Origin of the sequence: Actinomadura xylanilytica, from assembly GCF_030283145.1 — a bacterium.
GTDB lineage: Bacteria > Actinomycetota > Actinomycetes > Streptosporangiales > Streptosporangiaceae > Spirillospora > Spirillospora xylanilytica.
The window spans coordinates 371,702-397,877 of record NZ_JASNWE010000005.1; the positions used below are offsets into that span (position 1 = coordinate 371,702).

Sequence of the window (26,176 nt, forward strand, 5' to 3'; positions counted from 1 at the left end):
GGCCAGGCCATGCGCGTGCTGTTCGCCGCCACTCCGCCGCTCAGCAAGGTGTTCGCGCTGGCGCCGCTCGCGTGGGCCTTCCGGGCGGCCGGCCACGAGGTCCTGATGACCTTCTCCGAGCAGACCGGGAAGGCCGCCGGGACCGGGCTCCAGATCATCGACGCCGCGCCCGGCACCAGCGGGAACGAACTGCTGGCGGAGATCTTCACGGCCCGGCCGGAGCTGGTCCGGCGATGGCTGGAACCGTTGGGCGACGACCCGTCGCCGCTCGCCCCCGGGGTGGCCGTGCTTAACCGGCCGTTCGTGCAGCGGACCGTCGAGCTGGCCGAACAGTGGCGCCCCGATCTGGTGGTGTTCGAACAATCGGCCCCTTATGGCCTGATCGCCGCCGCCCGGATCGGAGTGCCCGCCGTCCAGCGCAATCTCGGCACCATCCGAACGGGCGGTCTGCACGCGGCGACCGCGGCGCAGCTGACCGATGTGCTCGACCGCTATGACATCGCCGCTTTGCCCGATCCCGCGATGACCTTGGAATTCGTCCCGCCGAGCATGCTGCCCTTTCCCGAGCCCGAGGGCGCGTACATGCGCTACGTCCCTTACACGGGCGGCGTCGTCGTGGGGGAGCGGCTGCCCGAGCCGGCGGGCCGCCCGCGCGTGGTGATCACGATGGGCGGCATCCGGCCCGGGATGCACGGGCTCGGCCCGCTGGAGGCGACGGTCGCCGCCGCGGGGCGGACCGACGCCGACTTCCTGCTGGCGCTGGGCGACGCCGATCCGGCGCCGCTGGGCGAGCTGCCGCCGAACGTCGTGCCGATCGGCTGGACCCCGCTCGACCTGCTGCTGCCGACCTGCGCGGCGGTCGTGCACCACGGCGGCGGCGGCACCGCCATGGCGGCCGTCGAGGCGGGCGTGCCGCAGCTCGTCGCGCTCGATCCCCGCTATCTCGGCCACAAGACCCTGGCCCCGGCGGTGGAGAAGGGTGGCGTGGGGTTGGTGACCCTCCAGGACGAGGTGACCGCCGCGACTCTGGAGCGGCTGCTCACCGACGAGAGCCTGCGGAAGGCGACCGCTGACGTCCGCGCGGAGTCGGCCGCGCTGCCCTCTCCGGCGGCCATGGTCCCGAGGCTGCTCGACCTCGCGCTCTCCGGATGAGCACGCCGGGCGGCGCCGGCCGCCCGGTCCGATCGCGGGAAGGGAGATCCGGGCGATGTGCGAGCGCTCGCTTCGGTTCGGAGTCGTCGGCTGCGCCGACGTGGCCTGGCGCCATGTGCTGCCCGCCCTGGCCGAGTGCCCGTCCGCGCGGCTCGTGGCCGTCGCCAGCAGGACCGAGGCGCGGGCCCGCCGGTTCGCCGACCGGTTCGGGGGCGAGGCGGTGGTCGGTTACGAGCGGCTGCTCGGCCGCGGCGACATCGACGCGGTGTACATTCCGCTGCCGACCGGAATGCACGCCGAGTGGACGGGCCGCGCGCTAGAGGCGGGCAAGCACGTCCTGGTGGAGAAGACCCTGGCGACGAGCGTGCGGGAGGCCGACGAACTGGTGGCCCTGGCTGGGAGCCATGATCTCCGGCTGATGGAGAACCGCATGTTCGTCCACCATCCGCAGCACGAGACCGTCCGCCGGCTGGTGTCCGAGGGGGTCATCGGCGAGCTGAGGGTGTTCACCGCGGCGATGGCCATTCCGCCCCGGCCCGCCGACGACATCCGCTATGCCCCCGAGCTGGGCGGGGGCGCGCTGATGGACGTCGGCTTCTATCCGATCCACGCCGCGATGGCCTATCTCGGCGCACCGCTCGAGGTGGCGGGCGCGGTCCTGCACCATGATGCGGCCCGGGGCGTCGAGATCGGCGGCGACGTCCTACTGCGCGGCTCGGACGGCGCCGCGGCCCATCTCACCTTTGGCTTCCAGCACTTCTACCGGTCCCGCTACGAGCTGTGGGGCGGCCGAGGCCGCATCATCGTCGATCGCGCGTTCACGCCGCCGAAGACCTGGCAGCCGGTCGTCCGCATCGAGCGGCAGGACCGGGAGGAGACCCTCACCCTCCGGCCGAGCAACCACTACCTCAACACCCTCGAGGTCTTCGTCGCCTCGGTGCGCGGCGGCGGAGGGGACGCGGGGGCGCTGGAGGCCAGTGTGCGGGGCGTGGCGCTGATGGAGTCCGTCCGCGCGATCACTTCAGGGGACCTGACACCGCGGTGACCGTCCCCTCGGGCAGCCACCCCCAGTCCCCGTGCGCGTGGCCGCCGCCCCCCGGTGTCGGAAACCGGACCACCGATGCGGCGTACAGGCGTGTCTCGTCGGCGGGCGCGGACCCTCTCGCGGCGAGCCAGCCGTCATATCCGGCGCTTGTGGGCGGCTCGCCGGGGAACCGCTCCGCCAGCGCGGTCGCGTAGCGCAGCGGCAGCTCGTCACGGGGGGAGAAGCGCAGCGGGAGAAGCTGCCCGGCCGGGATGGTGAGCAGCGGAGCGGCGAGGAGCCACGGCGCGAGGTAGGCGCCCGCGCCCGGCAGCCGGCCCTTCGCGACGTCGCGCAGCCGGGTGTGAGCGGTGGACCAGCCGGAGACGACGACGATCGGCTGCTCCGGCCGGGGCCGGTCCGCCACGGTGATCCCCGCGGCGCCGCTCGCCGCCCGGACGGCCCGCGCCGCCGCCGCCGAACGGGGCGAGGAGTCGCCGATCAGGGTGATGGAGCGGGCCCGGCGCGCCGCGATGAAGCGCACGGTGGCACGCAGCGCTGCCGCGTCCCGGGCGTCGAGCCCGTCGGCCGGGCAGGCCCGCAGGGGCTCGGCGCGGCCCGCGGCCAGGCCGCCGAGGGCGGCGCTCGCGCATTCGGGGCCGTCGTTCCAGGTGATGCCGGACGCGGTCGTGCGGCCGGTGTCGACGGGCTGGGAGGAGACTCGGCCGCCTTGCCGTATCCACAGCCGGCCCGGTCCGTCCGGCAGCCGCACCATCGCCCATCGTCCGTTCGTCCCGGGGACGGGCACGGCGGCCCGGAGACGGGCGCGGTCGGTCCCCACCTCGGCGGCGGCGCCCACGTGGACGAGGTTCCAGCCGGGGCGGTGCGGGACGACGAGGACCGGCCCGCGGTCGCCCGTGGCGGCGGCCAGCAGCGGCACGCCGGGTTCGACCGGCCCGGACCGCGTGATCGCGGTGACCGTCACGGTCGCGATCAGCGTCGCGGCCGTCGCCAGCCCGAACGCGAAAGCCCACCGCGCGCGGTCCAGCGTGAGGGCGGCCAGCAGCGCCGGGACCGCGAGCGGGATCGCGATGAGGGGGCGGTGCACGGCCATGAGGGTGCACGTGACGGTCACGGCGGCGGCGACCGTGACGGCGCGCGAGACCGTCCGGGACGGGACGCCCGCGAACGGGCGCAGCAGGGCCCCGGCGGCGACGACGCACGCCCCGAGCAGCGCGGCGCCGTCGAGGAGCGACTGGGCGGCCATCACACGAGGTGGACGTCGGGGACGTACAGGATCCACCGGCCGCCGGCCGCGTGGAACGCCTGCTCCTTCATCATGATCTCCTGGGCGTGGTTCCAGGCGAACAGCACGGCGTAGTCGGGGTAGGGGTCGGAGAAGGCGGCGGGCGGACGCACCGGCAGGTGCGATCCGGGCGTCAGCCTGCCCTGCTTCTCCGGGGTGGAGTCGCAGACGAACGGGACCAGGCCGGGGCCGATGCCGCAGTAGTTCAGCACCGTGGCGCTCTTGGCGGTGGCGCCGTACCCGACCACCCGCCGGCCGTCCGCGCGCAGCGTGCGCAGCAGTGTGAGGAGATCGTCCCGGATGCGCCGGGCGGCGGTCGCCAGCCCGCGGAAGGCGGGGCCGCTGGTGCGGCCGAGCGCGTCCTCCCGGGCCAGCAGCGCCGCGACCGCGGGCGCGGGCGGGCGCCGGCCGGCGCGCGCCACCGTGCAGCGGATCTCGCCGCCGTGGACGGGTAGCCGCTCGACGTCGACCAGCTCGAACCCGAAGCGCCGCGCCGTGGCCCGCACGGAGCGGACGGTGAAGAAGTAGAAGTGCTCGTCGATGATCTGGTCGAAGGCCGAGCGGTCCAGGATGTCGCCCAGGTAGGGGTCCTCGAAGACGAACAGGCCGTCCGGCGCGAGCAGCCGGTCCACGCCGCGGAAGACCGAGCCGAGGTAGGGGATGTGGCTGATGGTGTTGGCCGAGTAGATGAGGTCGGCGGGCCCTTCGGCGGCGCGGATCGAGGCCGCCGAGGACTCCTCGAAGAAGTCGGTCCGGACGCGCAGGCCGTTCCGGGCGGCCACCGCTGCCGCCCGGCCGGACGGGTCGACGCCGAGGCTCCGGACGCCCGCCGTGTCGATCGCCGCGAGCATGGCGCCGTCGTTGCACCCGATCTCGACGACGAACGGGTCCGGGCCGGCCCGGACCCCGTCCAGCAGGGTGCGGGCGGTGCGTTCGAAGTGCTCGCGCATCCGGTCCGAGCGCGACGAGCGGTACGGGTAGTCGTGGTGGAACATGCGCTCCCTGGGGACCGCCTCGACGAGCTGCACCATCGTGCACGACTCGCACGCCCCGACGCCGAGCCGGAAGAAGAACTCGCCGCCCGGGCCGGGCGGGGCCGTCGGGTCGATGAACGCGTCCGACAGCGGCTGGCGGCCGAGGTCGAGCGTCTCGCGCACCGGGCCATCGCAGATACGGCATCTCTTCATCGATGACAGTCCTCGTGGCTGGGGGGCGGGCTCCCGGGCGGGGCGGACGGCCGCGCTCATGCGACCGCCGTGTCCCCGGTCAGGCTGAACAGGCAGGTGACCAGGCTGCGCGCCTGGACGTTGACGTAGTGGCCGCGGCGCAGGAGCGCGGCGAGCTGGCGCAGGGTCAGCCAGCGGTAGCCGGGGCGCTCCCACCGGCCGCCCGGTTCCGTCTCGACGATGAGATAGCGGCCTCGCGCGTGGTAGAGACGTCCGCCCTCCTCGGACAGGCGGGCCGTGAACCTGATCTGGTCGGGCCCCGCCCGCAGCACCTCGTCCAGGAAGGCGGGACGGGCGGACGGGGGCAGGTGGCCGTGGTTCTCCGGCGTGCACTGCACGGTCGGCGCCAGCTCGACGCCGTTGATGGAGCCGGGTTCGGCGAGCGCGTGGACGAGCGCGTGCAACACGCCGTCGATGCGGGTGACGACGAACGCGACGACGGCCGTCCCGTGCGGGCGGAGCATCGGCTGCGCCCACCGGCCCACCTCCCGGCCGGCGGCCTCGACCTCCACCCCGATCACGTCGAAGAACAGCCCGCTCTCGTGCGTGACGGCGTCGTCGCCGGAGTGCCAGTGCCGCAGCCCGTCCAGCGGCGCCCGCCGGGTGCGGACGGCGGTACGGGCGCGGGTCTCGGCGATCCAGCGCAGGATCTCGGCGTCCCCGTGCAGCGCGCGCCCGGCCGCGTCGCACGACCGCGTGAGGGCGGCCCGGAACCCGTCGCCGCGCGCCCCGAACGCCGCCCGGACGTCCGGGCCGGCGAACGGCAGGCAGGACAGCACCGAGCGCAGGTCCATGTTGACCAGGTCGTCGCGGGTGAGGAGCCGGTGCAGCTGCCCCACCGTCATCCAGCGGAAGCCCGGCGCCGCCTCGACGTCGCCGGCGACCTCGACCACCATGTTGCGGTTGCGCTTGCGCAGGAACCAGGCCGCGTGCTCGGACTGGCACACGTCGGCGATCACGTGATGGCGGGAGACGTCCAGGAAGTACCCGAGGTAGGGGACGTGCAGCCCGCGGTGCACCCGGGTGTAGTTGCTGTACGTCGCCTGGACGGTCGGGGCGAGCTGGAGCCCGTCGAGGTTGCCCGGCTCGACCTTGGCCTGGGCCAGGCAGTGCAGGACGCCGCCGAACTCCTTGACCAGGACGCCGAGGATCCCGACTTCCGGCTGGTCGATGATCGGCTGGCTCCAGTGCGGCACCGGCCCGAGCGGATGGTCCACCTCCAGCCCGCGGACCGTGAAGAAGCCGCCGCTGCGGTGGCCGAGGTCGCCGGTGCCGGGATCGCGGGACCAGGCCGCCAGCCCGCTCAGCGGGACCCGCGTCACCTCCATGTGGGTCCGGAGCGCGGCCTGGTCGAGCCACGCCTGGACGCCGTCCGGCCCGGCGGCCCGCCCGTTCCCGGAGTCCCGGCCTGCTCCGCCGTCCCGGCACAGCGCGGACCGGGCGATCCGGAGCGGGGCCGGGCGGGCCGTCATGAGACGGCGGCGATCGTCATGAGGCGGCGGCGAGGTCCGCCGACAGCGTCGCGGGGAGCAGCGGCTCGTCGAGCAGCCTGCGGTAGCGCTCGGTGACGGACTGCCCGGCGGGACGGGCGGCCAGCCACGCGCCCACCAGCCGTGCCCCCTCGATGTAGGTGACGGTGTAGGCGCGCCAGAGGGGATCGGTCAGGAACCGGACCATGTGCCGGGCCCGTTCCTCGCTGACGAGCATCCACCGCTGGAGGTAGGCGACGACGGCGTCGGGGTCGGTGCCGCGGTCGTGCAGCAGGATGGCCGCGTCCTGGCGGGCCGCCAGCAGCCGCGCCGTCAGCGGCAGCAGGCGCTCGGCGAGGCCGCCGTCCATGCGGGCGCCGATCCCGGTGAGGATCCCGGCCGTCCACGGGCCCCAGCCCTCGCCCATCACCGCGGTCAGGGCCAGCTCGGCCGTGCCCTCGGCCATCAGGCACTGCGGGGTGTTGACCAGCGAGATCACCTGCTCGCCGTGGCCTCCGGCACGGACCAGTCCGGCCTCCTTGGCGCAGTGCTCGGTGTGGTGGCCCGGGTAGCACTCGTGGGTCGCCAGGTGGGGCAGCGCCGACATGCCGTGCCCCGCGTCCGCGTTGATCGTCACCAGGGAGCGGAACCCGCCGGTGTAGCGGTTGAAGGCGTTCCACGGCTTGTCGCCGACCACCTCGTACTCGACGGTCTCGTCCGCCGGAAGACCGAACCGCGCGCCGACCAGGTCGCGCAGCCCGCCCGACAGGGCGCGCAGCGCCGGGCCCAGCAGCTCCGGTGGCAGCCGGTCGCGGTCGTGGTGGGCCATCAGCCGGGCGCGCAGGTCCCCGGGCCCCGGCAGCAGCGCGGCGATCTGATCGTGGACCTCCGCGTAGCGGCCGGTGTCGGCGAGCCCGATCTCCACGTTGAAGTACGCCTCGACCTCGTCCAGGAAGGTCGTCCCGGCACCGGCCAGCCGGTTCGCCGAGCACTCCAGGGCCCGCACCTGCGCGCGCAGGAACCGCCGGCGGTCCTCGGCGAGGCCGCTGTCGTCCAGCGCGCGCAGCAGCCCGGACGCGTCGCGGGCCAAGGCGGCCGGGTCGGGCGCCGGCTCGGCGGCGACCCGCCGGGCCAGCGCCGGATCGCCGAACCAGCAGTCCACGAACCCGTCGACGAGCCGGCCCAGCCGCAGCCCGAGCAGCAGGTAGTCGCGCACCACGGGCTCGTCCGGCGTGCGGGTCACCGGGTGGCCATCTCGTCCGTCAGCTTGATCATCGCGTCGACCGCGCCGTCGATCTCCTCGGGGCTGTTGTAGAGGTGCGGGGCGAGGCGGATCGCGTAGCGCTCGGAGGACGCGCCGCGCACGGGGAAGAAGGTGAAGCGCAGGTTCACCCCGTACTCGCTCTCCATCCGCTCCTCGAACTCCATGAACTTGGCCGGGTCGACCGCGTCGGCCGGGTCGGCGAACGGCTGGAAGGCGACCATCCCCGAGTGCAGCCGCCGGTCGTTCAGCGGGCTGAACAGCGACTCCGCCCCCCAGCGGTCGACGACGCGCTCCTTGAGCCGGTCGCACAGCCCGTGCACGTAGCGCTGGACGTTGTCCCTGCCGATGTGCTCCCAGATCTCGGCGGCGGCCTGGAGCGCGGGCCCGCGGGACAGGTCGGCCGAGCCGGTCTTCTGGAGGAAGGTGCCGATGTCGTAGGTCGGCTCGCGGCCCGTCGCCCGGGGCGGCAGCTCGCCCTCGATCGGGTACCACAGCGAGATCACCGGCCAGAACGCCGGCAGCGGCAGCGGGTTGTGCTCGCGCAGCACCTTGTTGCGCGCGTACACGATCCCGGTGCCCATCGGGCCGCACTGGTACTTCGCGCCCGATCCGCTGAGGAAGTCGACGCCCAGCTCGTGCAGGTCCATGTCGAACTGTCCCGGCAGGTGGGCGCCGTCGACGACGCTGATCAGGCCGTGCCGGTGCGCCAGCTCGGCGAGCGCCCTGGTCGGCATGGTGGTGCCGACGGTGAAGGTGACCGCCGCCCACTCGATCACCTTGGTGCGGGGCGTGATCGCCGCCTCGAACATCTCGACGATCTCCTCGGCCGACTGGTCGGGGCCGAGCCGCGGCGTCAGCTTCTTCACCACCACTCCGCGGCGGTTGTGCAGCACGTTGAGCGGGGCCTGCATCGTGTAGCACTCGTGCGTGGTCGTGATGACCTCGTCGCCCTCGGCCAGCTCCAGCCCGTTCAGGATCCGGGCGTTGCCGTCGGTCGCGCCCTGCACGATCGCGATCTCGTCGGGGTCGCAGCCGTAGCAGCGCGCCAGCACGGCCCGCGGCTCGCTGAAGGTGGTCGGCGGGTAGGGGTCGCGGGGGTAGCGCGCGTACTCGGCGTCGGCCGTCCGCAGCATCTCCAGCACGGGACGCGGCGTCGACCCCAGCGTTCCGACGTTCAGGTGCACGAGCTCGGGGTCCAGGGGGAACAGCGCGCGCAGCGCCCGCCAGTTCGACGGGTCCTCCAGGGGGCCGGACGGGACGTGCGCGGCCCATTCCGCCGGGGGCCGGGGACCGGAGCCGGTGGACGCCGCCTCGGCCTCGGTGCGCCGGCGCGCCATCTCGACGATCGCCGAGTCTGTTCCGCTGCTGTCCATGACACCCTCCGTTCAGGGGGCAGGAGGACGAATTCAGCCTCACTCTAAGAAGTCACTTTAAAAAAGTCTAGTGTTGTCATGGGTGCCCGGACCGGAGGTCACCGGCCGCTGACGGCCGACACGGTGAAGTCGCCGACGCGCAGCGGCGGCATGGCCGCCCGGGTGAGCCCGTCGTCCCATTCGCGGGGGAGGGCGCGTTCGGTGCGTCCGGTCTCGACGGTCCGCTGGAGCACTCCGAGCGGGCTCTCGTTGAACCTGAAGTCGCGCGTCGCCCCGACGATCTCGCCGTTCTCCACCAGGTACACGCCGTCCCGGGTGAGGCCGGTGAGCGTCAGCGACCGCGGGTCGACCTCTCGGAGGTACCACAGGGACGTCAGCAGCAGCCCGCGTTCGGTGCCGGCCACCATCTCGGCGAGGGTGCGCCCGCCCGGCCCGCCGTCCAGCCGCAGGTTGTCGACCCGGGGCGTGGCGGGCAGGCCGGTCAGGCGGGCGGTGTGCCGGGTCTGCACCAGGGCGGTCAGGACCCCGTCGGCGATCCAGTTCGTCGGGTGCAGCGGCAGGCCGTTGTCGAAGACCGAGGACGTGTCGCCGGAGGACCGGGCGATGACGAACGGCGCGCACTCCAGCCCGGCGGCGCCGGGGTCGCTGCTCAGCGTCAGGCCGGCCGGGGCGACCCGCGCGCCGATCCGCAGGCCGCCGCCGTGAGCGTCGCCATCGCCGCTGAAGGGCGACCGTCCGTCGAGCGCGTCCTTGGCGCCCGCCGCGTCGTAGAGGTGCTGCATCAGGTCGGCGACGCACGAGGGCGAGAGCAGCACCTCGTAGCGGCCGGGCCGCAGGTCGGCGCGGCGGCGGGCCCAGCCGAGCCGCGTCCGCAGCCGCAGGTCCATCGCCGCGAGGTCGGCGCGCGGAGGCTCGTCCGGAGCGCGGTCGCTCAGGCTCATGCCCGTCCAGGACGTCGCGTCGCCGTCTTCGGCCCGTGCGGTCAGATCGACCAGGCCGGTCGGCTGGACATGGCACAGCCGCAACCCGGAGGTGGTAGCCAGGTAGCTGGAGAGGAGCCCGTGCTCGGCGTACCCGTAGAGAAGGCGGCCCTCCGCCCGCGCCTGCCCGATCGCCGTCCGCAGGCCGTCGGCCAGGATGCCGAGGCCCTCGGCCGGTGGCGTGGCCGGAGGCGCCGACCAGTCCTGCGAGCCCTGCCCGCCGCCGGCCGGCGGCAGCGGGCAGGCGTCCTCGGCGGGGCCGCCCTGACGCGCCGCGTACTCGGCGGCGCGGACCAGGCCGGTCAGCACATCGCCGTCCGCCCCGCCGGTGCCGTTGGGCCCGTCCACACCGTGCCGGGTCACCACCCCCGTGGCCGTGCCACCACGCCCGTCCGCCAGCGCGATGACGGTCACCCGGTGGTCGCGGACGTGTCCTGCGGCGGTCACGGTGTTGCCGGCCCAGCGCAGGTGCGAGCCGTCCGACTCGTCGACGATCACGGCGCACCCGTCGGCCCGGCTCGCCGCCAGCGCCCGCTCCGCGATCTCCTGGGGCGTGCCCGCCCGCACCGCGCGCCCGCCGCTCACAGCGCGGCCTCCTGCGAGGCGTTGAGGACGCGGACGTCGCGGAACAGGGCGGCGGGGGAGCCGTGGCTGGCCGCCGCCGCCTGCACCGGCTGCCCTTTGCCGCACAGGTCCGCGCCGAACTCCCGGTAGTCGGCCGGGCCGCCGAGCGCGTACAGCGACGCCCAGAAGTCGGTGCTGTCGCCCTGGTAGGCGACGTCGCGGATCTGGCCGGTCAGCCGCCCGTGCCTGATCCGGTGGCAGCGCTGCGCGGTGAACTGGAAGTTCTGGCGCCGGGTGTCGATCGACCAGCTTCCCGATCCGACGACGTAGATGCCCGCGGAGACGCCGCTGATCAGATCCGCCGTGGACGGGCCGCCGGGCGCGGGCCGCAGGGAGACGTTGGGCATCCGCTGGAGCGGCTCGCGCGACCCCGACTCGGCGAACGCGCAGCCGGTGGAGCGTTCGGCCCCGACGATCCGCGCGTTCCGCCGGTCGGTCTGGAACCCCGTCAGCACACCACCGGTCACCAGGTCCCAGGACTGCGCCGCGACGCCCTCGTCGTCGAACCCGACCGTGGCCAGGCCGTGCTCGGCGATGCGGTCGGCGGTGACGTTCATCAGCCCGGACCCGTACCGCAGCGAGCCGAGCCGGTCCGGTGCGGCGAACGTGGTGCCCGCGTAGCCCAGCTCGTGCCCGAGGGCGCGGTCGAGCTCGGTCGCGTGGCCCACGGTCTCGTGGATGGTCAGCCACAGGTTCGACGGATCGATCACCAGGTCGTGGCGGCCCGGCTCGGCCGCCGCGGCGCGCAGCTTCGCGCCGAGGTGCGCGGGCATCCCGGCGACCTCGTCGTCCCAGTCCCATCCCTCGCCCGTGAGGTACTCCAAGCCGCGGGCCGTCGGCGGCCCCAGGGTGCGGAGGGTCTCGGCCCGCCCGGTCCGCGGGTCCACCCCCAGCGCCAGTAGCTGCGGATGGATCCGGACGCGCTGCTGGACGGCCGTCGTGCCGGCGAGGTCGGCGTAGAAGGTGTTCTCCTGGGTGACCTTGACCTTCGCGTGCACGTGGACGACGTCGGGCGCGGCCATGAGCCGCCGGCTCCACTCGGCCAGCGGCGCCGCCCACTCCGACTGGGGAAGGTCGAAGGGGTTGATCCGATGGCTGGACGACCACGCGGCCCCGGGGTAGACCGGCTCGTCCGCGGGCTCTCCGAGGTCGCCGCCGAGGGCGGCGCAGGCGCGGGCGACCGCCACCGCGCGCTCGGTGACCTGCGCGGCGGCCTCGGGGGTCGGCTCGGTGGTGGCCGCGAACCCGCGGGTCCCGCCGCACACCACGGACACGGCGAGGCCGGTGTGCGTGGTGTCGTGGCTCCCGGCCGTGACGCCGTCCCGCAGGAGCGCACCGCCCGCGCGGACCCGTCCCACGCGGACGGAGGCGTGCTTGGCGCCCAGCCGGGCGGCCCGGTCGAGCGCGGCGTCGGCGATCGCGTGCAGCGGCAGACTCTCGAACGCCGCGTCCAGCTCCGTCATCGGCCACCTCCGGTGGCGGCGGCGCCGGGGGGACGGCCGCCGGACTGTGTTCGGACCGTACAGACCAGAACTATATTTATCTCAAGCCAGTGCGGCCAGTAGTGTTGACAGCCCTCCGGCGCCGCGGATAGTCATGGAGCCCATGGTGAACCCGTTGACGGTGCCCGGACTCTCGTCCCGGCCATGGCGCGTGCAGGTGGAACGGTCGATGAGGGCGACGCCGCAGGCCCTCTACACCGAATGGACAGAACGATTCGACCAGTGGTTCGCGGCCCCCGGAACACTCTCGATGACCGCCGCCGTGAACGCCCCGTTCTTCTTCCAGGTCGAAGCGGACGGCGAGCTCCACTCCCACTACGGTCGTTTTCTCAAGCTGGACCCCGCCCGGCTCATCGAGCTGACCTGGATCACCGGGGCCGGCGGCACCGATGGCGCCGAGACGGTCGTCACGATCGACCTCACCCCGGCCGGGAGCGGGTCCGCGCTGCGCCTGACGCACGCCGGATTCTCCGACCAGGCCGCGCGCGACCGGCACGACGAGGCATGGCCGCAGGTACTGGCCAACCTCGACGAGCACACCGCGGCGGGCTGACCCGCAGCACGGCGGAGGGCGGGCGGTGCCCGCCTTCTCGCGCCGTGTCCAGGAGTGACCGCGGTGCCCCAGTTGCCTCCCGTTCGGAATACACTTGTCAAGTGAACACGGGAGGTTCGGTCGTGGCCAAGCAACAGCGTCGCAATTACGGCCAGTACTGCGGTCTCGCCAGCGCGCTCGACGTCATCGGCGAGCGCTGGACGCTGCTGATCATTCGCGAGCTGCTCACCGGCCCGTGCCGCTACAACGAACTCCAGGCCAACCTGCCCGGCATTGGCACCAACCTCCTGGCCGACCGGCTCCGGTTCCTGGTGGAGACCGGGCTCATCCGGCAGCGCCTGATGAGCCCGGAGTCGAAGATCAAAATGTACGAGCTGACCGAGCAGGGCGAGGGGCTGCGCGAGGCGGTCCTCTCCGTGGCGCGCTGGGGCCTCGGCCTGCTCCAGGCACCGGCCGCCGAGGACGTCGTCCGGCCCCGGTGGGCGGTGCTCGCGGTCGAGGCGATGGTCGACCTCGGCGCCGTGGTGCAGGACGAGCAGTACGAGTTCCGGATCGACGACGAGGTGTTCCACATCGCGATCGAGGGCGGCCGGGTCGCGGTGCGGCACGGCAAGCCCGACTTCGACCCCGCGCTGCTGGTCACGACCGACGCGGTGACCTTCGTCGAGATCGGGGCCGGCCGGCTCAACCCCCTCGAGGCCACGCTCACCCGGCGGCTGGTCATGGAGGGCGACGACGACGCGGTGCTGCGCTGCTCGCGCCTGCTCGGCCTGGTCCGCTGAACCGTCCGGGGGCCCTGACCGCCCCCTTGACTCCGGGTTTCCCCGGTGCTCTACTCCCAATCGGACAGCGCGGACGGCACCCCGTTCGAAGCCGTCCTCCGGTACCCGGCCCGGCGCCCCGGCGGGCGGATCGCGCGCGCCGTCACGGCCCGGCCGGCCACGTTCGACCGGTGGGCGGCCCGGTGGAGGCCATCGCGCGCACCGCCACCGCTCGAAGGGACGGGCAGGGACATCGTGGGCCTGCATCAGCCAAGTCGCCGGACGACTCGCCAGGACCGCGCCAACCTCAGCGCGGGCTCGCTCGGCTCCTTCGGATTCGCCGTGGAGGCCGCCATCGGGCGGCGGCCCATGCGCTACCTGATCGGCCGCCGGTTCACCGGTGACACCGCTCTCACCTGCCTGTTCGTGACCCAGCCCGAGACCCTGGCGGGCACTCACGTGCGCATCAGCGAGGACCGGAGACGGGGCGCCTGCGAGGTGCAGACCTACGTGCCGACGATGAGGTGCTCGCTGCGCCTGGCCGAGCGCTACCTGTTCGGCTGCCTGCCGCTCACCGAGGTCGGCTACCTCGACCTCATGGCCTGGCGCTATCCGGGCCTCGGGAGCACCCCCGAGGACCGCGACTCCGACCTGTCCTGGAGCGGCTGGCCGGGGGCCGAGGCGTACTGCTTCCTCGGACCGGCCTCCACGCCGGGGCTGACCGTCACCGAGGCGGTCGATCCGGCGAGCGGCATCGTCGTCGCCCGCGCCGTCGACCGGCGCCGGGAGCCCGAGCGGCGCTGGGAGGTGGTGGAGCTCGGCGATCCGAGCGTGACGGGCCTGCCGAGGCTCATCCGGGCCGGACGTCCCGGCAGGGGGTCTCCCGACGCAGGGTGTGCCCGCGCGGGGGTCTCCGGCGGGGAGCGTCCCGGCGCGGAGCGGTGGACCGACTTCCGCCGGGTCGGCGAGCCGGCGGCCGTCCCCGCGGCCGACTTCGACGGCGGGCCGCAGCGGCTGCGGGAGGCGCTCGAGCACCGGTTCCCCGCCAGGCCCGACGGGCCCGCGTGACGTGGCCGCCAAGACGCGCCGGCGCATCCTGGCCGGGCGGGTCGCCGCGATCGCCGCGATCGGCGGCCCCGCGCTGACGCGGATGGTCTGGATCGCGGCGACCTCGTCCGGCGAGGTCCGCACCCACCGCCTCGCGGCCGAGACCGCCCGGCTGCTCGAACGGCTCGGCGGGGCGTTCATCAAGGCGGGGCAGCTGCTCGCCACCCGCGTCGACCTGGTCGGCGAGCCGGTCGCCGCCGCGCTCGGCCGGCTGCACGACGACGTCGCCCCGCCCACCGGGCCCGCCGCGCTGCGGGCGGTGCGGGCCGGGCTCGGCCCGCTGCCGGACGGGTTCGCCGCCGCGTTCACCCGGCCGCCGGTGGCCGGCGGGTCGATCGCGGTGGTGTACCGCGCGGAGTACCGCGGCCGGGCGGTCGCGGTGAAGGTCCGCCGTCCCGGCGTCGGCGACACCATCGCGGGTGACATCGCGATCCTGCGCCGGCTGGCGCGCGCCGCGTCCGGCCTCCCCGCGCTCCGCCGGGTGCCGGTCGGCGAGATCACCGGGCAGCTCGGCGACCTGCTGGTCCGGCAGCTCGACTTCCGGGCCGAGGCGGAGTGCCTGCGGCGCCTGCACGACGTCTTCGCCGACACCCCCGGCGTGGTCGTCCCGGACATCGTCCCCGAGCTGTGCGGGGACGGCGTCATCACGATGGAGTTCGTCGAGGGCCTGGATCGGGCCCGCGCCGGCGCGCTGCCGCCGGAGTACCGCCGGGCGCAGACCACCGAGCTGACCCGGGCCGTCTACCGGATGCTGTTCGTCGAGGGCCTCGTCCATGTCGACCTGCACCAGGGCAACGTCTACTTCATGCCGGACGGGAGGGTCGTGCTGCTGGACGCCGGCCTCGTCTTCCAGATGAGCGGGCAGGCCCGCCGCAAGTTCACCGAGTTCTTCGGCGGCATGGTCAGAGGGGACGGCGAGGCGTGCGCCGGCGTCCTGCTGTCGACCGTGCGGGGCCCCGCACGGGACGCCGACGTCGCGGCGTTCCGCGAGCGGGTCGCCGAGCTTGTCGTCCGGAACGCGGGCCTGACCGCCGGGAGCTTCAGCCTCTCGGCGTTCTGCGTCGAGCTGTTCGACCTCCAGCGCAGGCACCGCCTCCTCGCCGAACCGGAGTTCGCCTTCCCGATGCTCTGCCTGCTCACCCTGGAGGGCACGGTCCGCAGGAATCACCCGTCGATGGACTTCCAGCTAGAGGCCGCCCCGTACGCGATGCAGGGCCTGCTCGCCATGGACGGCGATCCCGACCACGAGGATCCCGACCATGAGGACGCGCCCGCATTCTTCTGAGGGGCGTTCCCTCCAGGTAAGTTCTCCCTCTCGGTCGAGTGACCATATCCGGCGAAATGAATAGAGTTCGTGGGAGAGAAATGCGACCCACGGACCGCATCCAAGATCTCCCATCGTGATTGTTTTGTAATAATTTGTCCGATAAAAACCGATGAGCGCTCGAATTGATAGATCGTCGACGCCCTCGGCCGGATGGTCGCGCCCTGACCTGGGATGATGTCGATCGTGAAAGAGTTTCGAATTTCTCTGGCGGCGGAGCATAACACGCTGAAAAGTCGACCAAAAGTGAGCTGTCCGGATCTGGTCAGTCAAGTCAGACGGTCTTGACTATTCGCTTTAATATTAACTAGTTGTTGGATTTGGTCCAACTTCCCGGCGGAGGTCGATAAGTGACTTTGAACAGCCCCCCGCTCTGTCCAAGGCTTCTGCGGCCCTTCGCGCTCGACCCGCACCGGATCGCGCCCGACAAGACCGGTCATGCTCTGTTCGCCCTGGGCGATCCCGAGATCCGGCACCGGCTCGAAACCGTGGTCGGCTCGTTCGCGACCGGTTACAACGCCGCGCTCGCCGTCCGCCGAGGGCCCCTCGACCTCGGCGCGGTCCCACACGAACTGCGGGGCTTCGCGCACGAGGGCGCGGCGATGAGCCGGACGCTGCTGGACCTCATGACGCTGTCCCGCGGGCGGGGCCTGAACGACCTGCTCGCCGGATCCGGCCGCCGCTACCTCCACCTCATCGACGTGGGCGCGGGGTGGGCGTTCGCCCGGCTGCGCGTCCGGCCCTGGCGCGGGATCAAGGACGGCACCGGGCTGTCGCGCTGGCTCGCCTGGGACGGATGGGGCTTCCACCAGGCCTACTTCCACCCCGAGACGGTGTTCGCCCGGCAGCGGATCGAGCGCGCGGCGCGCGGCGCGGTCCGCCCCGTCCGCGACCAGGGGATCGGGCGCGCGCTGTGGTTCCACACCTGCGCCGACCCCGCGCACATCGCGCGGATCATCGGCGCGTTCCCCGCGGAACGGCGCGCGGACGTGTGGGCGGGGATCGGGCTGGCGGCCGTCTACACCGGCGCGCAGCCGCCCGAGGTGCTCGCCCGGCTCTCCGATGCTGCCGCCGGCCACCGTGACCACCTCGCCCAGGGTGCGGCCTTCGCCGCCAAGGCGCACGTGCTGTCGGGCGAGGTGCCCGACCACTGCGAGCCGGCCGCGCTGGCGCTGTGCGGGGTCCCGGTCAAGGTCGCGGCGGGATGGACCGACGCGGCCCTCGCCGAGGCGACCGGCCGGGGCGACGGCGTCGCCGCCTACCAGTTCTGGCGGGCCCGGATCCGGAACGCGTGGCAGAACCAGAGCGGCGGTGTCCCGACATGATCGGTGGCCTGCGCACCCGGCTGGTGCAGATCCTCTCGATCGCGCTGCTTCTCGTGGCCTGGTACACGGCGGCCCTGCCGTCCGAGTCCTCGAGCGAGAACGCGCGGCTCGCACAGCGCTTCTCGTTCGCCAAGGTCGCGCTCAACGGCACGGGCCCGCAGCGGATCGCCCGCCCGGTGGCCCCCGCCTACCAGCACATCCAGCACTGGATCTCGGCGGTCGGCGCCGCGGTGGCGCTGGCCGACGTCGACGGCAACGGGCGGGCCGACGACGTGTGCCTGGTCGACCCGCGCGACGACTCGGTGACGCTCGCTCCGGCGCCCGGGACGGGGCGTCGGATGCCGCCGATCCGGCTGACGCCGGCCGGGCTGCCCTACGACGCGACCATGGCGCCGATGGTCTGCACCCCCGGCGACTTCAACGAGGACGGCCGCACCGATCTGCTGGTCTCCTACTGGGGACGTTCACCGGTGCTGTTCCTGCGCACGCCGGTGGCGCTCGGCGATCCGGGTGCCTTCACCGCCCAGGAGCTGGTGAGGCCGTCCCAGGTGTGGAACACCGACGCGGTCTCGGTGGCCGACGTCGACGGCGACGGGCACAGCGACATCATCGTGGGCAACTACTTCCCCGACCGCGCCCGCGTGCTCGACGTCCACGCGCGCCAGCGCGAGCTGGTCATGCAGCGGTCCATGTCCGCGGCCTACAACGGCGGGCCCAACAGGGTGCTGCTGTGGCGGTCCGGGCAGGGCGGCGCGCGCCCGTCGGCCTCCTACACCGAGGTCCCCGAACCGTTCGGCGACCGGGAGGGCCAGGGGTGGACGCTGGCGGTCGGCGCCCAGGACCTCGATCGCGACGGCCTTCCGGAGCTCTACTTCGCCAACGACTTCGGGCCCGACCGGCTCTTCCAGAACCTCTCCCGCCCGGGAAGGGTGCGGTTCCGGCTCGTCCAGGGCCGGCGGCACCTGACCACGCCGAAGTCGAAGGTGCTCGGCAAGGACTCGTTCAAGGGCATGGGGGTGGCGTTCGCCGACCTCAACGGCGACACGGTGCCCGACATGCTGGTCAGCAACATCACCGAGACGTACGGGCTGCTGGAGAGCAACTTCGCCTGGATGAGCCGGGGCCGGCGGATCCTGCGCGGCGACGTCGTCGAGTACGACGACCACAGCGAGCCGCTCGGCCTGTCCCGCAGCGGCTGGGGCTGGGACATCAAGGCGGGCGACTTCGCCGGCGACGGCAGCACCCAGATCGTCCAGGCGACCGGGTTCGTCAAGGGCAGGGTCGATCGCTGGCCCCAGCTGCAAGAGCTGGCGATGACCAACGACGACCTGCTGGCGCACCCCGCGATGTGGCCCGACTTCCGTCCCGGCGAGGACGATGTCTCAGGCGACGACCACGATCCCTTCTTCGTCCGGGGGACCGACGGCCGCTACCACGACATCTCCGCGCGGCTCGGCGTGGACGACTCGAGCGTGACCCGCGGCATCGGGCTGGCCGACATCGACCATGACGGCAGGCTCGACTACGCGATCGCCAACCAGTGGGGCCGGTCGTACCTCTTCCGCAACACCAGGACGAACCGTCCCCCCTACCTGGGGCTGCGGCTGGTGCGCCCGGCCGGAGGCTGCGCCGCCGGAACCGCTCGTCCGGCCGGGACGGGCACCCCGGGCACGGCGGGCACGGCAGGCGGCGGCGCGGTGACGCCCGCGGTCGGCGCCGCGGCCGAGCTGCACGGCGGCACGAAGGGCGTGCGGGTGGGGCAGGTCTACCCGACCAACGGGCACGCCGGGGCCTCCTCGCCCGAGCTGCTCTTCGGCCTGGAGCGCGGAACGGCGTCGGTGCCGGTCACGCTGTCCTGGCGGGACGCCTGCGGTGTCCGCCGTACCGGCGACGTCCGGCCCACCCCGGGCTGGCACACCCTCCTGTTGAACTCCGACGGCTCGATCCGGGAGATGACCCCGTGAGCTCAGCGACCACGCCCACCACGGCACCGCCCGCCGCGCGGCCGGCCAAGGACCCGCGCCTCATCGCGCTGCGCCGGTTCGCGCTCTCCATCACGGTGTTCACCGTGCTCGGGCACACCGTGCTCGGATTCGAGCAGGCGTACGCCACACCGCTCGCCGCGCTCGCCGCGGCCTACGTGCTGGAGCTCGGCCTGGAGGCGCTGGACGCCTGGGCGGCGCAGCGCCCGCGCAAGTTCGCCGGCGGCCCGCGGGCGCTGATGGAGTTCCTGCTCCCCGCGCACATCACCGCGCTGGCCTGCGCGATGCTGCTCTACGCCAACAGCAGGCTCGGGCCGGTGGTCCTCGCCGTGGCCGTCGGGATCACCTCCAAGTACCTGATCCGGATCCGGATCAACGGCAAGGTCCGGCACGTGATGAACCCGTCCAACCTGGGCATCGCGGTCGTGCTGGTGCTCTTCCCGTGGGTCGGGATCGCGCCGCCCTACCAGTTCACCGAGTGGATCGGCGGGGCGCTCGACTGGGTCGTCCCGGCGCTGATCCTGGTCTCGGGCACGATGCTGAACGCGATGCTGACCAAGAAGGTGCCGCTGATCCTGGGCTGGGTGGGCGGGTTCGCCCTCCAGGCGGTCGTCCGCACGACGGTCGAGGGCACCGCGACGGCCAGCGCGCTGCTGGCCATGACCGGGGTCGCCTTCGTGCTCTTCACCAACTACATGATCACCGACCCGGGCACCACCCCGTTCCGGCCGCGCAACCAGTTCTGGTTCGGCGCGGCCACGGCCGGCGTCTACGGGCTGCTGGTCGCCGTCCACGTGGTCTACGGCCTGTTCTTCGCGCTGGTCATCGTGTGCGCCCTGCGCGCGTTCGCCCTCGGCGCGCAGTCAGCCCGGCGGCGCGTCGGCGAGCCCGCCGCACCGGTGCCTCCGCCGGAGCACCAGGCGCGGGCCGTGCCGGACGCTCCGGCGGACGGGGCCGAAGCGGACGGAGCGAAAGGGGCGAAGGGAACGGCCGGGGCGGCTGACGGGCCGTCCCCCGAGCCGGCGCGCGCGGCCTCGTCCGATGAGGCGCGATGACCCCGGCGGGGGAGGCCCCCGGCACGATCGCGATCGTCGGCGCGGGGTGCCGGTATCCCGACGCCGCCGGCCCCGAACGGCTGTGGGAGACGGTGCTCGCCGGACGGCGGGCCTTCCGGCCGATCCCGCCCGAGCGGCTCGACCTCGGCGACTACGGGGGCGGCGGGCCCGACTCGACGTACGTGCGGTCCGCGGCGGTACTGGAGGACTGGACGTTCGACCGGGCGGCCCACCGCGTCCCCGGCGCCGCGTACCGGGTCACCGACCCCACGCACTGGCTGGCCCTGGAGGTGGCCGCAGAGACCCTGGCCGCCGCGGGCTTCCCCCAAGGGCGCGGGCTCGACGGCGAACGCGCCGGCGTCGTGCTGGGCAACACCCTCACCGGAGAGTTCAGCCGCGCGTCGCTGCTGCGGCTGCGCTGGCCGTACGTCCGGAGGGTGGTCCAGGACGCCCTTACGGCGGAGGGCTGGGCCGGCAGGGACCTCGGCGGCTTGATGGCGCGGCTCGAACGGCGGTTCAAGGAGCCCTTCCCCGAGCCGACGGACGAGACCCTGGTGGGCGGCCTGGCCAACGCCATCGCGGGACGTGTCTGCAACCACTTCGACCTGCGCGGCGGCGGCTACACCGTCGACGGCGCCTGCTCGTCCTCGCTGCTCGCGGTGACGGCGGCGTGCGCCGCGCTGGTGGATGGCGACCTCGACTTCGCGCTCGCAGGCGGCGTCGACCTGAGCCTCGACCCGTTCGAGCTCGTCGGGTTCGCGCGGATCGGGGCGCTGGCGACGTCCGCGATGCGGATCTACGACGCGCGCGCGACGGGGTTCCTCCCCGGCGAGGGCTGTGGGATGGTCGCGCTGATGCGGGCCGGCGACGCGGTCGCCGCCGGGCACCGGCCGCTGGCGCTGATCCGGGGCTGGGGCGTGTCCTCCGACGGGCGGGGCGGTCTGACCAGGCCCGAGCGCGCCGGGCAGATGCTCGCGATGCGCCGGGCGTACGCGCGGGCGGGATTCGGGCCCGAGACCGTCGCGCTGTTCGAGGGGCACGGCACCGGCACCGAGGTCGGCGACCGGACCGAGATCGGCGCGCTGATCGAGGTCCAGGGCGGTCGGCGGCGGCTGCCCCCGGCGGCGCTCGGCTCCGTCAAGGCCAACATCGGGCACACCAAGGCCGCGGCCGGCGCGGCCGGGCTGATCAAGGCGGCGCTCGCGCTGCACCATCAGGTCGTCCCGCCGACCGTCGGATGCGTCGACGCGCACGAGTCGCTGCGCGGCTCCGGGACGCCGCTGCGCATCGTCCGGGAGGCGGCGCCGTGGCCCGATGCGCCGATGCGGGCCGGGGTGAGCGCCGTGGGGTTCGGCGGCATCAACACCCATGTCGTGCTGGAGGCCGCGGTCCCGCGCCGCGCCCGCGGGCTGTCGGTCCGCGAGCGGCGCCTGGCCCGGCGGAGCCTCGACGCCGAGGTCTTCGCCTTCACCGCCGACACGCCCGCCGACCTCGCCGCGGCGCTGGAGCGCGCGGCGGCCCGCGCCGACGGGATGTCCGAGGCCGAGCACATCGACATGGCCGCCGCCCTCGCCGAGTCCGGCGCGCACGCCGCGCCGCCGTTCCGCGCGGCGGTGGTCGCCGGCGACCCCGGCGAGCTGGCGCGCCGCGCCCGCCGGGCCGCGGCGCTGCTCGGCGGGTCCGACTGGCCCGGCCTGGTCGCCGGTCCGGGCGTCTACCTGGGACGCGGCGCCGCGGGCCGGGTCGGCCTGCTGTTCCCAGGCCAGGGAGCCCCGGTGCGGACGGGGGCCGGAGCCCTCGGTGTGCTGCTACCCGATCTGGGCGGCCCGCCCATCGGCGCCCCGGCCGGGGAAGGGGGTGCGGGCACTGCCGTGGCCCAGCCCGCCGTCTTCCGGACCTCGATGGCCGGGCTGCACTGGCTCGCCAGGATCGGGGTCGACGCGGTGGCCGCGGCCGGGCACAGCCTCGGCGAGATCACCGCGCTGTGCTGGGCGGGTGCGCTCGCCGAGGACGCGGCGCTCGACCTGGTGACGGCCCGGGGACGGATCATGGCCGAGACCGGCGCCCCCGGAACGGGCATGGTCTCGCTCGCCGCCCCGCCCGCCGCCGTCGCCGAGCTGATCGCCGGTACCGGGCTGGTGATCGCGGCCGACAACGGGGCCGCGCAGGTCGCCGCCGGGCCGCTCGCCGCCGTCGAGGAGGTCCTCGGCCGCGCCCGCCGCGCCGGGGTGGCGGCCCGTCGGCTGGACGTCAGCCACGCCTTCCACACCCCCGCCGTCGCCGCCGCGCGGCCGGAGTTCGCCCGGCTGCTGCGCGGCGTCCGGACCGGCCCGCTGCGGCGGCGGGTGCACTCCACGGTCACCGGCGCCGTCCTCGCCGCCGACCATGACCTGCGCGGGCTGCTCGCCGACCAGATCACCGGGCCGGTCCGGTTCCGGGCCGCGCTGGAGGCGCTCGCGGACGGCTGCGACCTGCTGGTCGAGTGCGGTCCGGGCCAGACGCTCACCGCCTTGGCGGCGGCGGTCACCGGCGTCCCGGTGATCGCGCTCGACGCGGGCGCCGAGTCGGCCGAGCCGGTCGCGCGGGCGACCGGTGCGCTGTTCGCGGCTGGAGCGGTCGGCGACCTCAAGGCGCTGTTCGCCGAGCGCTTCCACCGTCCGTTCGACCTGGAACGCCCGCCGCGCTTCCTCGCCAACCCGTGCGAGAGCGCCCCGCGGCTCCCCGCCGAGCCGGAGCACGCAGCCCCCGCCGCTGCACACGGAACGGCCCGTGAGGAGCCTGAGGACGACGGGCCGGGGGTGGGGACAGGCGTTGATCCGGGCATCCGGACAGGCGACGCGCTGGACGTGGTGCGCGCCCTGGTCGCCGAGGTCCTCGAACTGCCGGTCGAGATGGTCGGCGACCATGACGCGCTGCTCGGCGACCTTCATCTGAACTCCCTCAGGAGCACGCAGCTCGCGGTCGAGGCGGCCGTGCGCTTCGGGCGCGCGGTACCGTCCGCGCCGCCGCCCCTCGCCACCGCGACCGTCGCCGACCTGGCCGCGGTCGTCGCGGCACTGCCGGAAGCCGAGCGGTCCGCGGGGCCGGGCGGCGGCGTGCCCGCGGGCGTCGCCGAGTGGCACCGGGTCCTGACCGGCGTCCCGTCCCCGGTTCGGCCGGACGGGCAGAGGCCGCCGCGCGACTGGCGGATCTCGGGGGAAGGGCCGCTGCGTTCCGCCGTCGAGCCCCTGCTGGACGTCGCCGCCGGGGCTCCGCCCGCCATGGTGGTGTTCCTGCCCGAAGACCCTGATGACCGGGCGGCCGAATGGCTCGTGGGGGCGGCGTCGAGCGCGGTCGGGTCCGGTGTGCCGCTGACCGTGGTGGACCTCGGCGACACCGCGCCGGGATTCGTCGGCACGCTCGCCCAGGAGCACCCCGGCCTCGACTTCCGGTGGATCGGCGTCGCGTCTGCGAGGTCCGCCGCCGCGACCGCCGCGGCGCTGGCCGGCACGTGGCGGGGGCACGCCGAGATCGTGATCGATGCGGCGGGACGGACGTGCGAGACGACCTACCGTCCCGCGCCGTCCCGGCCGGACGGGCCGCCCCTCGCCCCCGGCGACGTCCTCCTGGTCACCGGCGGGGCCCGGGGGATCGGCCTGGAGACCGCCGCCTTCCTCGGCGAGCGCTGGGGGGTGCGGCTCGCCCTCGTCGGACGGGGCGAGCCCGCACACGATGCCGGGCTCCGCGCGAACCTGGCCCGGCTGGACGGAGCCGGGACGGCGTTCCAGTACGAGTCCGCCGACGTGACCGACCCCGCGGCGGTGCGGGCCGCGATCGGGCGCTTCACCGCGAGGCTCGGCCCCGTACGGGGAGTCGTGCACGGCAGCGCCGTCAACCGGCCCGCCCGCTTCACCGACCTCGACGCGGCGGACTTCGCCGAGCACGCCGCTCCCAAGCATCACGGGTTGCGCACCCTGCTCGGCGCCCTCGACCGCGGCGCGCTCCGGCTGCTGATCACCCACGGTTCGGTGATCGGCCGGTTCGGCCTGCCCGGCGAGGCCCACTACGCCCTCGCCAACGGCCGCCAGCGCGAACTCGCCCGGGTGCTGGCCCGGGAGCTTCCCCGCTGCCGGGTCCGCAACGTCGACTGGACGGCCTGGTCCGGCGCCGGGATGGGCGAACGCCTCGACGTGCTCGACGCCCTGACCAGCGCGGGCGTCACGCCGCTGCCGGTCGAGGCGGGCGTGCGGCTCCTCGCGGAGATCGCGGAGTCCGCGGCGGGAGGACCCACGGTCCTGGCGACCGGCCGCCTTCCGCAACTCGACGACGCCGCGCGGGAGACCACCGTGCAAGAGACCGCGGCGCAGGAGACCACCGGTGTCCCGGTGCGCGTGCGGACGCGCACGCCCGGAGTCGAGCTGGTCATCGAGACCGGGCTGAGCCTGCGGGACGCCCCCCACCTGGCCGATCACCGCATCGACGGGATGGTGGTCCTCCCCGCGGTGAGCGCGCTGGAGATGATGGCCGAGGCCGCCGTGATGCTCACCGGCGAGCGTCGCGCGGGCATCGCCGACGGCCGCTTCGATCGTCCGGTCATCGTCCCGGAGGAGGGCGCCCGGACGCTTCGGGTGTGCGCGCTCGCCGAGGAGGGCGGCGGTGTGCGGATCGTGCTGCGCAGCGATGAGACCGACTTCGCGGTCGACCACTTCTCCGGCACCGTCACCGGCGCCGGGGAGCCGCCCAAGGTTCCGCGCCGGCACGGCGGCGTTCCGCCTCACGACGGCCGGACGCTGTACGGGCCGACGTTCTTCCACGGCCCATGCTTCCAGCGGCTGCTGCGCTACGAGCACCTGGACGCCACCTCGTGCACCGCGTTGCTCAGCGGAGACCGTCCGGAGGGGCCGGCGGGCGCGGTCCTCGGTGACGTCGCACGCAACGACGCCTCCGTCCACGTCCTACAGGCGTGCGTCCCGCATCGGCGGCTGCTGCCCGTCGGCTGCGACCACTTCGCCGTGCACGGCGACCACGACGGGGGAGGCGGGCTCGTCCTGGACGCGGTCGAACGATCGCACGACGGCGACGACTACACCTACGACGTGGTGCTCGGTGACGGCGCGGGGGAACCCCTCCTGAGCTGGACCGGGCTGCGCCTGCGCGACACCGGGCCGCTCCAGCTCGCTCCCCGTCTGGAGCCCGTCCTCGTCGGCCCCTACCTGCAAGGAAGTCTCCGCGCCCTGCTGCCCGGCGCGAACCTCCGCCTCACCGTGAACTACGCTGGCGCCACCGGGCCGGCGGCGGAGCCCGGCTGGAACCGCGACGACGCCGGCGGCTTCGCGGTGGCCGTGTCGCCGGGCGGCCTGGTCGCCTGCGACCGGGTCACCGACCGGGCGGACGATGCCCGGACCGCGCTGGCGGACCGGCTCGGGAAGCTGACCGATGAGCCCGGCGCGCACGTGCGCAGCCGCCTCCGCACCGTGCAGGAGTGCCTCTCCAAGGCCGGACGCGGGTCACCGGAGTCCCTCACCGTCCAGGGCGTCTACGAGAACGGGTGGGTGGTCCTGCGCGCGGGCGCGCACGAGGTGGTCTCGGTGGTCCTCACGATCGGGGGACTGGACGGCCCGATCGCACTCGCGGTGGCCGTGGAGGGACGGACGTGAGGCCGTACTACGAGTTCGGGCACCGGGTGACGTTCGCCGAGACCAACGTCGTCGGCAACGTGTACTTCACCGGCTACCTGTCCTGGCAGGGCGCCTGCCGCGAGCTCTTCCTCGCCGACAAGGCCCCGCAGGTCATCGACCGGTTGCATCGCGATCTGGCCCTGGTCACCGTGTCGTGCTCGTGCGAGTACTTCTCCGAGCTCTTCGCGCTCGACGAGGTGTCGGTGCGGATGACCCTCGTCCGCCAGGAGGGCAACCAGATGACCATGGCCTTCGACTACTACCGGGTGGGCCGGGGCCCGGCGCTCCTGGTCGCGCGGGGCGAGCAGACGGTCGCGTGCATGGTCCGGACGGGCGACGGGCTCGTCCCGGAGAAGATCCCGGACGAGCTCGGCGCAGCCCTGCGCCCCTATATCGCGCGGACCGAGAACGGCGAGATCACGCTGCGCACCGCGGGCGAGCCCCCGGCCGGCCCGGCGGAGCAGTAGGGCCGCCTTCCGGCGTCCCGCCCGGCCT

At 74.3% G+C, this 26,176-nt stretch carries 18 protein-coding genes; 11 read left to right on the forward strand and 7 right to left on the reverse strand.

Translation table 11 applies throughout. The features are described 5' to 3' along the window. Positions 1-9 precede the first annotated feature (9 nt). Positions 10-1,152 carry a nucleotide disphospho-sugar-binding domain-containing protein gene (locus tag QP090_RS31520; RefSeq protein WP_285943283.1) on the forward strand — a complete coding sequence of 381 codons (1,143 nt, stop codon included), beginning with the start codon at positions 10-12 and terminating at the stop codon, positions 1,150-1,152. 55 nt (positions 1,153-1,207) lie between these two features. Then, on the forward strand, positions 1,208-2,197 hold the full coding sequence (locus QP090_RS31525; RefSeq protein ID WP_285943284.1) for a Gfo/Idh/MocA family protein: 990 nt from the start codon (positions 1,208-1,210) through the stop codon (positions 2,195-2,197). Here the strand turns inward: QP090_RS31525 and QP090_RS31530 are convergent. From QP090_RS31530 to QP090_RS31560, 7 genes are all read right to left on the reverse strand, one after another. After that, positions 2,169-3,440 (reverse strand): hypothetical protein, encoded by a 1,272-nt coding sequence (locus QP090_RS31530; protein WP_285943285.1) that lies wholly within the window; start codon positions 3,438-3,440, stop codon positions 2,169-2,171. The genes QP090_RS31525 and QP090_RS31530 overlap by 29 nt on opposite strands. Next, the gene (locus QP090_RS31535; protein WP_285943286.1) at positions 3,440-4,666 is read right to left on the reverse strand and encodes a class I SAM-dependent methyltransferase; all 1,227 of its coding nucleotides are present in this window, start codon (positions 4,664-4,666) and stop codon (positions 3,440-3,442) included. Before QP090_RS31535 ends, QP090_RS31530 begins: the two co-directional genes overlap by 1 nt. A gap of 56 nt (positions 4,667-4,722) precedes the next feature. Next, positions 4,723-6,177, reverse strand: coding sequence for an NDP-hexose 2,3-dehydratase family protein (locus QP090_RS31540; protein WP_285943287.1), 1,455 nt, complete (start codon positions 6,175-6,177; stop codon positions 4,723-4,725). Between the two features lie 16 nt (positions 6,178-6,193). Further along, entirely contained in the window at positions 6,194-7,417 is a 1,224-nt protein-coding gene (locus tag QP090_RS31545) for a DUF885 domain-containing protein (RefSeq protein ID WP_285943288.1), read from the reverse strand. Next, entirely contained in the window at positions 7,414-8,811 is a 1,398-nt protein-coding gene (locus QP090_RS31550) for an aminotransferase class V-fold PLP-dependent enzyme (protein ID WP_285943289.1), read from the reverse strand. The genes QP090_RS31545 and QP090_RS31550 overlap by 4 nt, the downstream gene beginning before the upstream one ends. Positions 8,812-8,909: 98 nt before the next feature. Then, positions 8,910-10,376: a metallopeptidase TldD-related protein gene (locus QP090_RS31555; protein WP_285943291.1), complete on the reverse strand. Its 1,467-nt coding sequence runs from the start codon at positions 10,374-10,376 to the stop codon at positions 8,910-8,912. Continuing rightward, the gene (locus tag QP090_RS31560; RefSeq protein WP_285943292.1) at positions 10,373-11,878 is read right to left on the reverse strand and encodes a TldD/PmbA family protein; all 1,506 of its coding nucleotides are present in this window, start codon (positions 11,876-11,878) and stop codon (positions 10,373-10,375) included. The genes QP090_RS31555 and QP090_RS31560 overlap by 4 nt, the downstream gene beginning before the upstream one ends. Before the next feature lie 208 nt (positions 11,879-12,086). On the opposite strand from QP090_RS31560, the gene QP090_RS31565 reads away from it, so the two are divergent. The 9 genes from QP090_RS31565 to QP090_RS31605 all read left to right on the forward strand — a co-directional run bounded on the left by QP090_RS31565 (position 12,087) and on the right by QP090_RS31605 (position 26,148). Beyond that, complete coding sequence (locus tag QP090_RS31565) at positions 12,087-12,470, forward strand: SRPBCC family protein (RefSeq protein ID WP_285943293.1); 384 nt, start codon at positions 12,087-12,089, stop codon at positions 12,468-12,470. 101 nt (positions 12,471-12,571) lie between these two features. Then, positions 12,572-13,252, forward strand: coding sequence for a winged helix-turn-helix transcriptional regulator (locus QP090_RS31570; protein WP_285943294.1), 681 nt, complete (start codon positions 12,572-12,574; stop codon positions 13,250-13,252). A 234-nt stretch (positions 13,253-13,486) separates the two neighbouring features. Then, a complete protein-coding gene (locus QP090_RS31575; protein WP_285943295.1) occupies positions 13,487-14,299 on the forward strand; it encodes a hypothetical protein in 813 nt (270 codons plus the stop codon). Position 14,300: 1 nt separating this feature from the next. After that, the gene (locus tag QP090_RS31580) at positions 14,301-15,623 is read left to right on the forward strand and encodes an ABC1 kinase family protein (protein WP_285943296.1); all 1,323 of its coding nucleotides are present in this window, start codon (positions 14,301-14,303) and stop codon (positions 15,621-15,623) included. A 389-nt stretch (positions 15,624-16,012) separates the two neighbouring features. Beyond that, complete coding sequence (locus tag QP090_RS31585; RefSeq protein WP_285943297.1) at positions 16,013-16,987, forward strand: DUF1702 family protein; 975 nt, start codon at positions 16,013-16,015, stop codon at positions 16,985-16,987. Next, a complete protein-coding gene (locus QP090_RS31590; protein ID WP_285943298.1) occupies positions 16,984-18,951 on the forward strand; it encodes an FG-GAP repeat domain-containing protein in 1,968 nt (655 codons plus the stop codon). The genes QP090_RS31585 and QP090_RS31590 overlap by 4 nt, the downstream gene beginning before the upstream one ends. Beyond that, on the forward strand, positions 18,948-20,024 hold the full coding sequence (locus tag QP090_RS31595) for an enediyne biosynthesis protein UnbU (protein WP_285943300.1): 1,077 nt from the start codon (positions 18,948-18,950) through the stop codon (positions 20,022-20,024). The genes QP090_RS31590 and QP090_RS31595 overlap by 4 nt, the downstream gene beginning before the upstream one ends. Next, entirely contained in the window at positions 20,021-25,660 is a 5,640-nt protein-coding gene (locus QP090_RS31600) for a type I polyketide synthase (protein ID WP_285943301.1), read from the forward strand. The genes QP090_RS31595 and QP090_RS31600 overlap by 4 nt, the downstream gene beginning before the upstream one ends. Continuing rightward, a complete protein-coding gene (locus QP090_RS31605; protein ID WP_285943302.1) occupies positions 25,657-26,148 on the forward strand; it encodes an acyl-CoA thioesterase in 492 nt (163 codons plus the stop codon). Before QP090_RS31600 ends, QP090_RS31605 begins: the two co-directional genes overlap by 4 nt. Positions 26,149-26,176 lie beyond the last annotated feature (28 nt).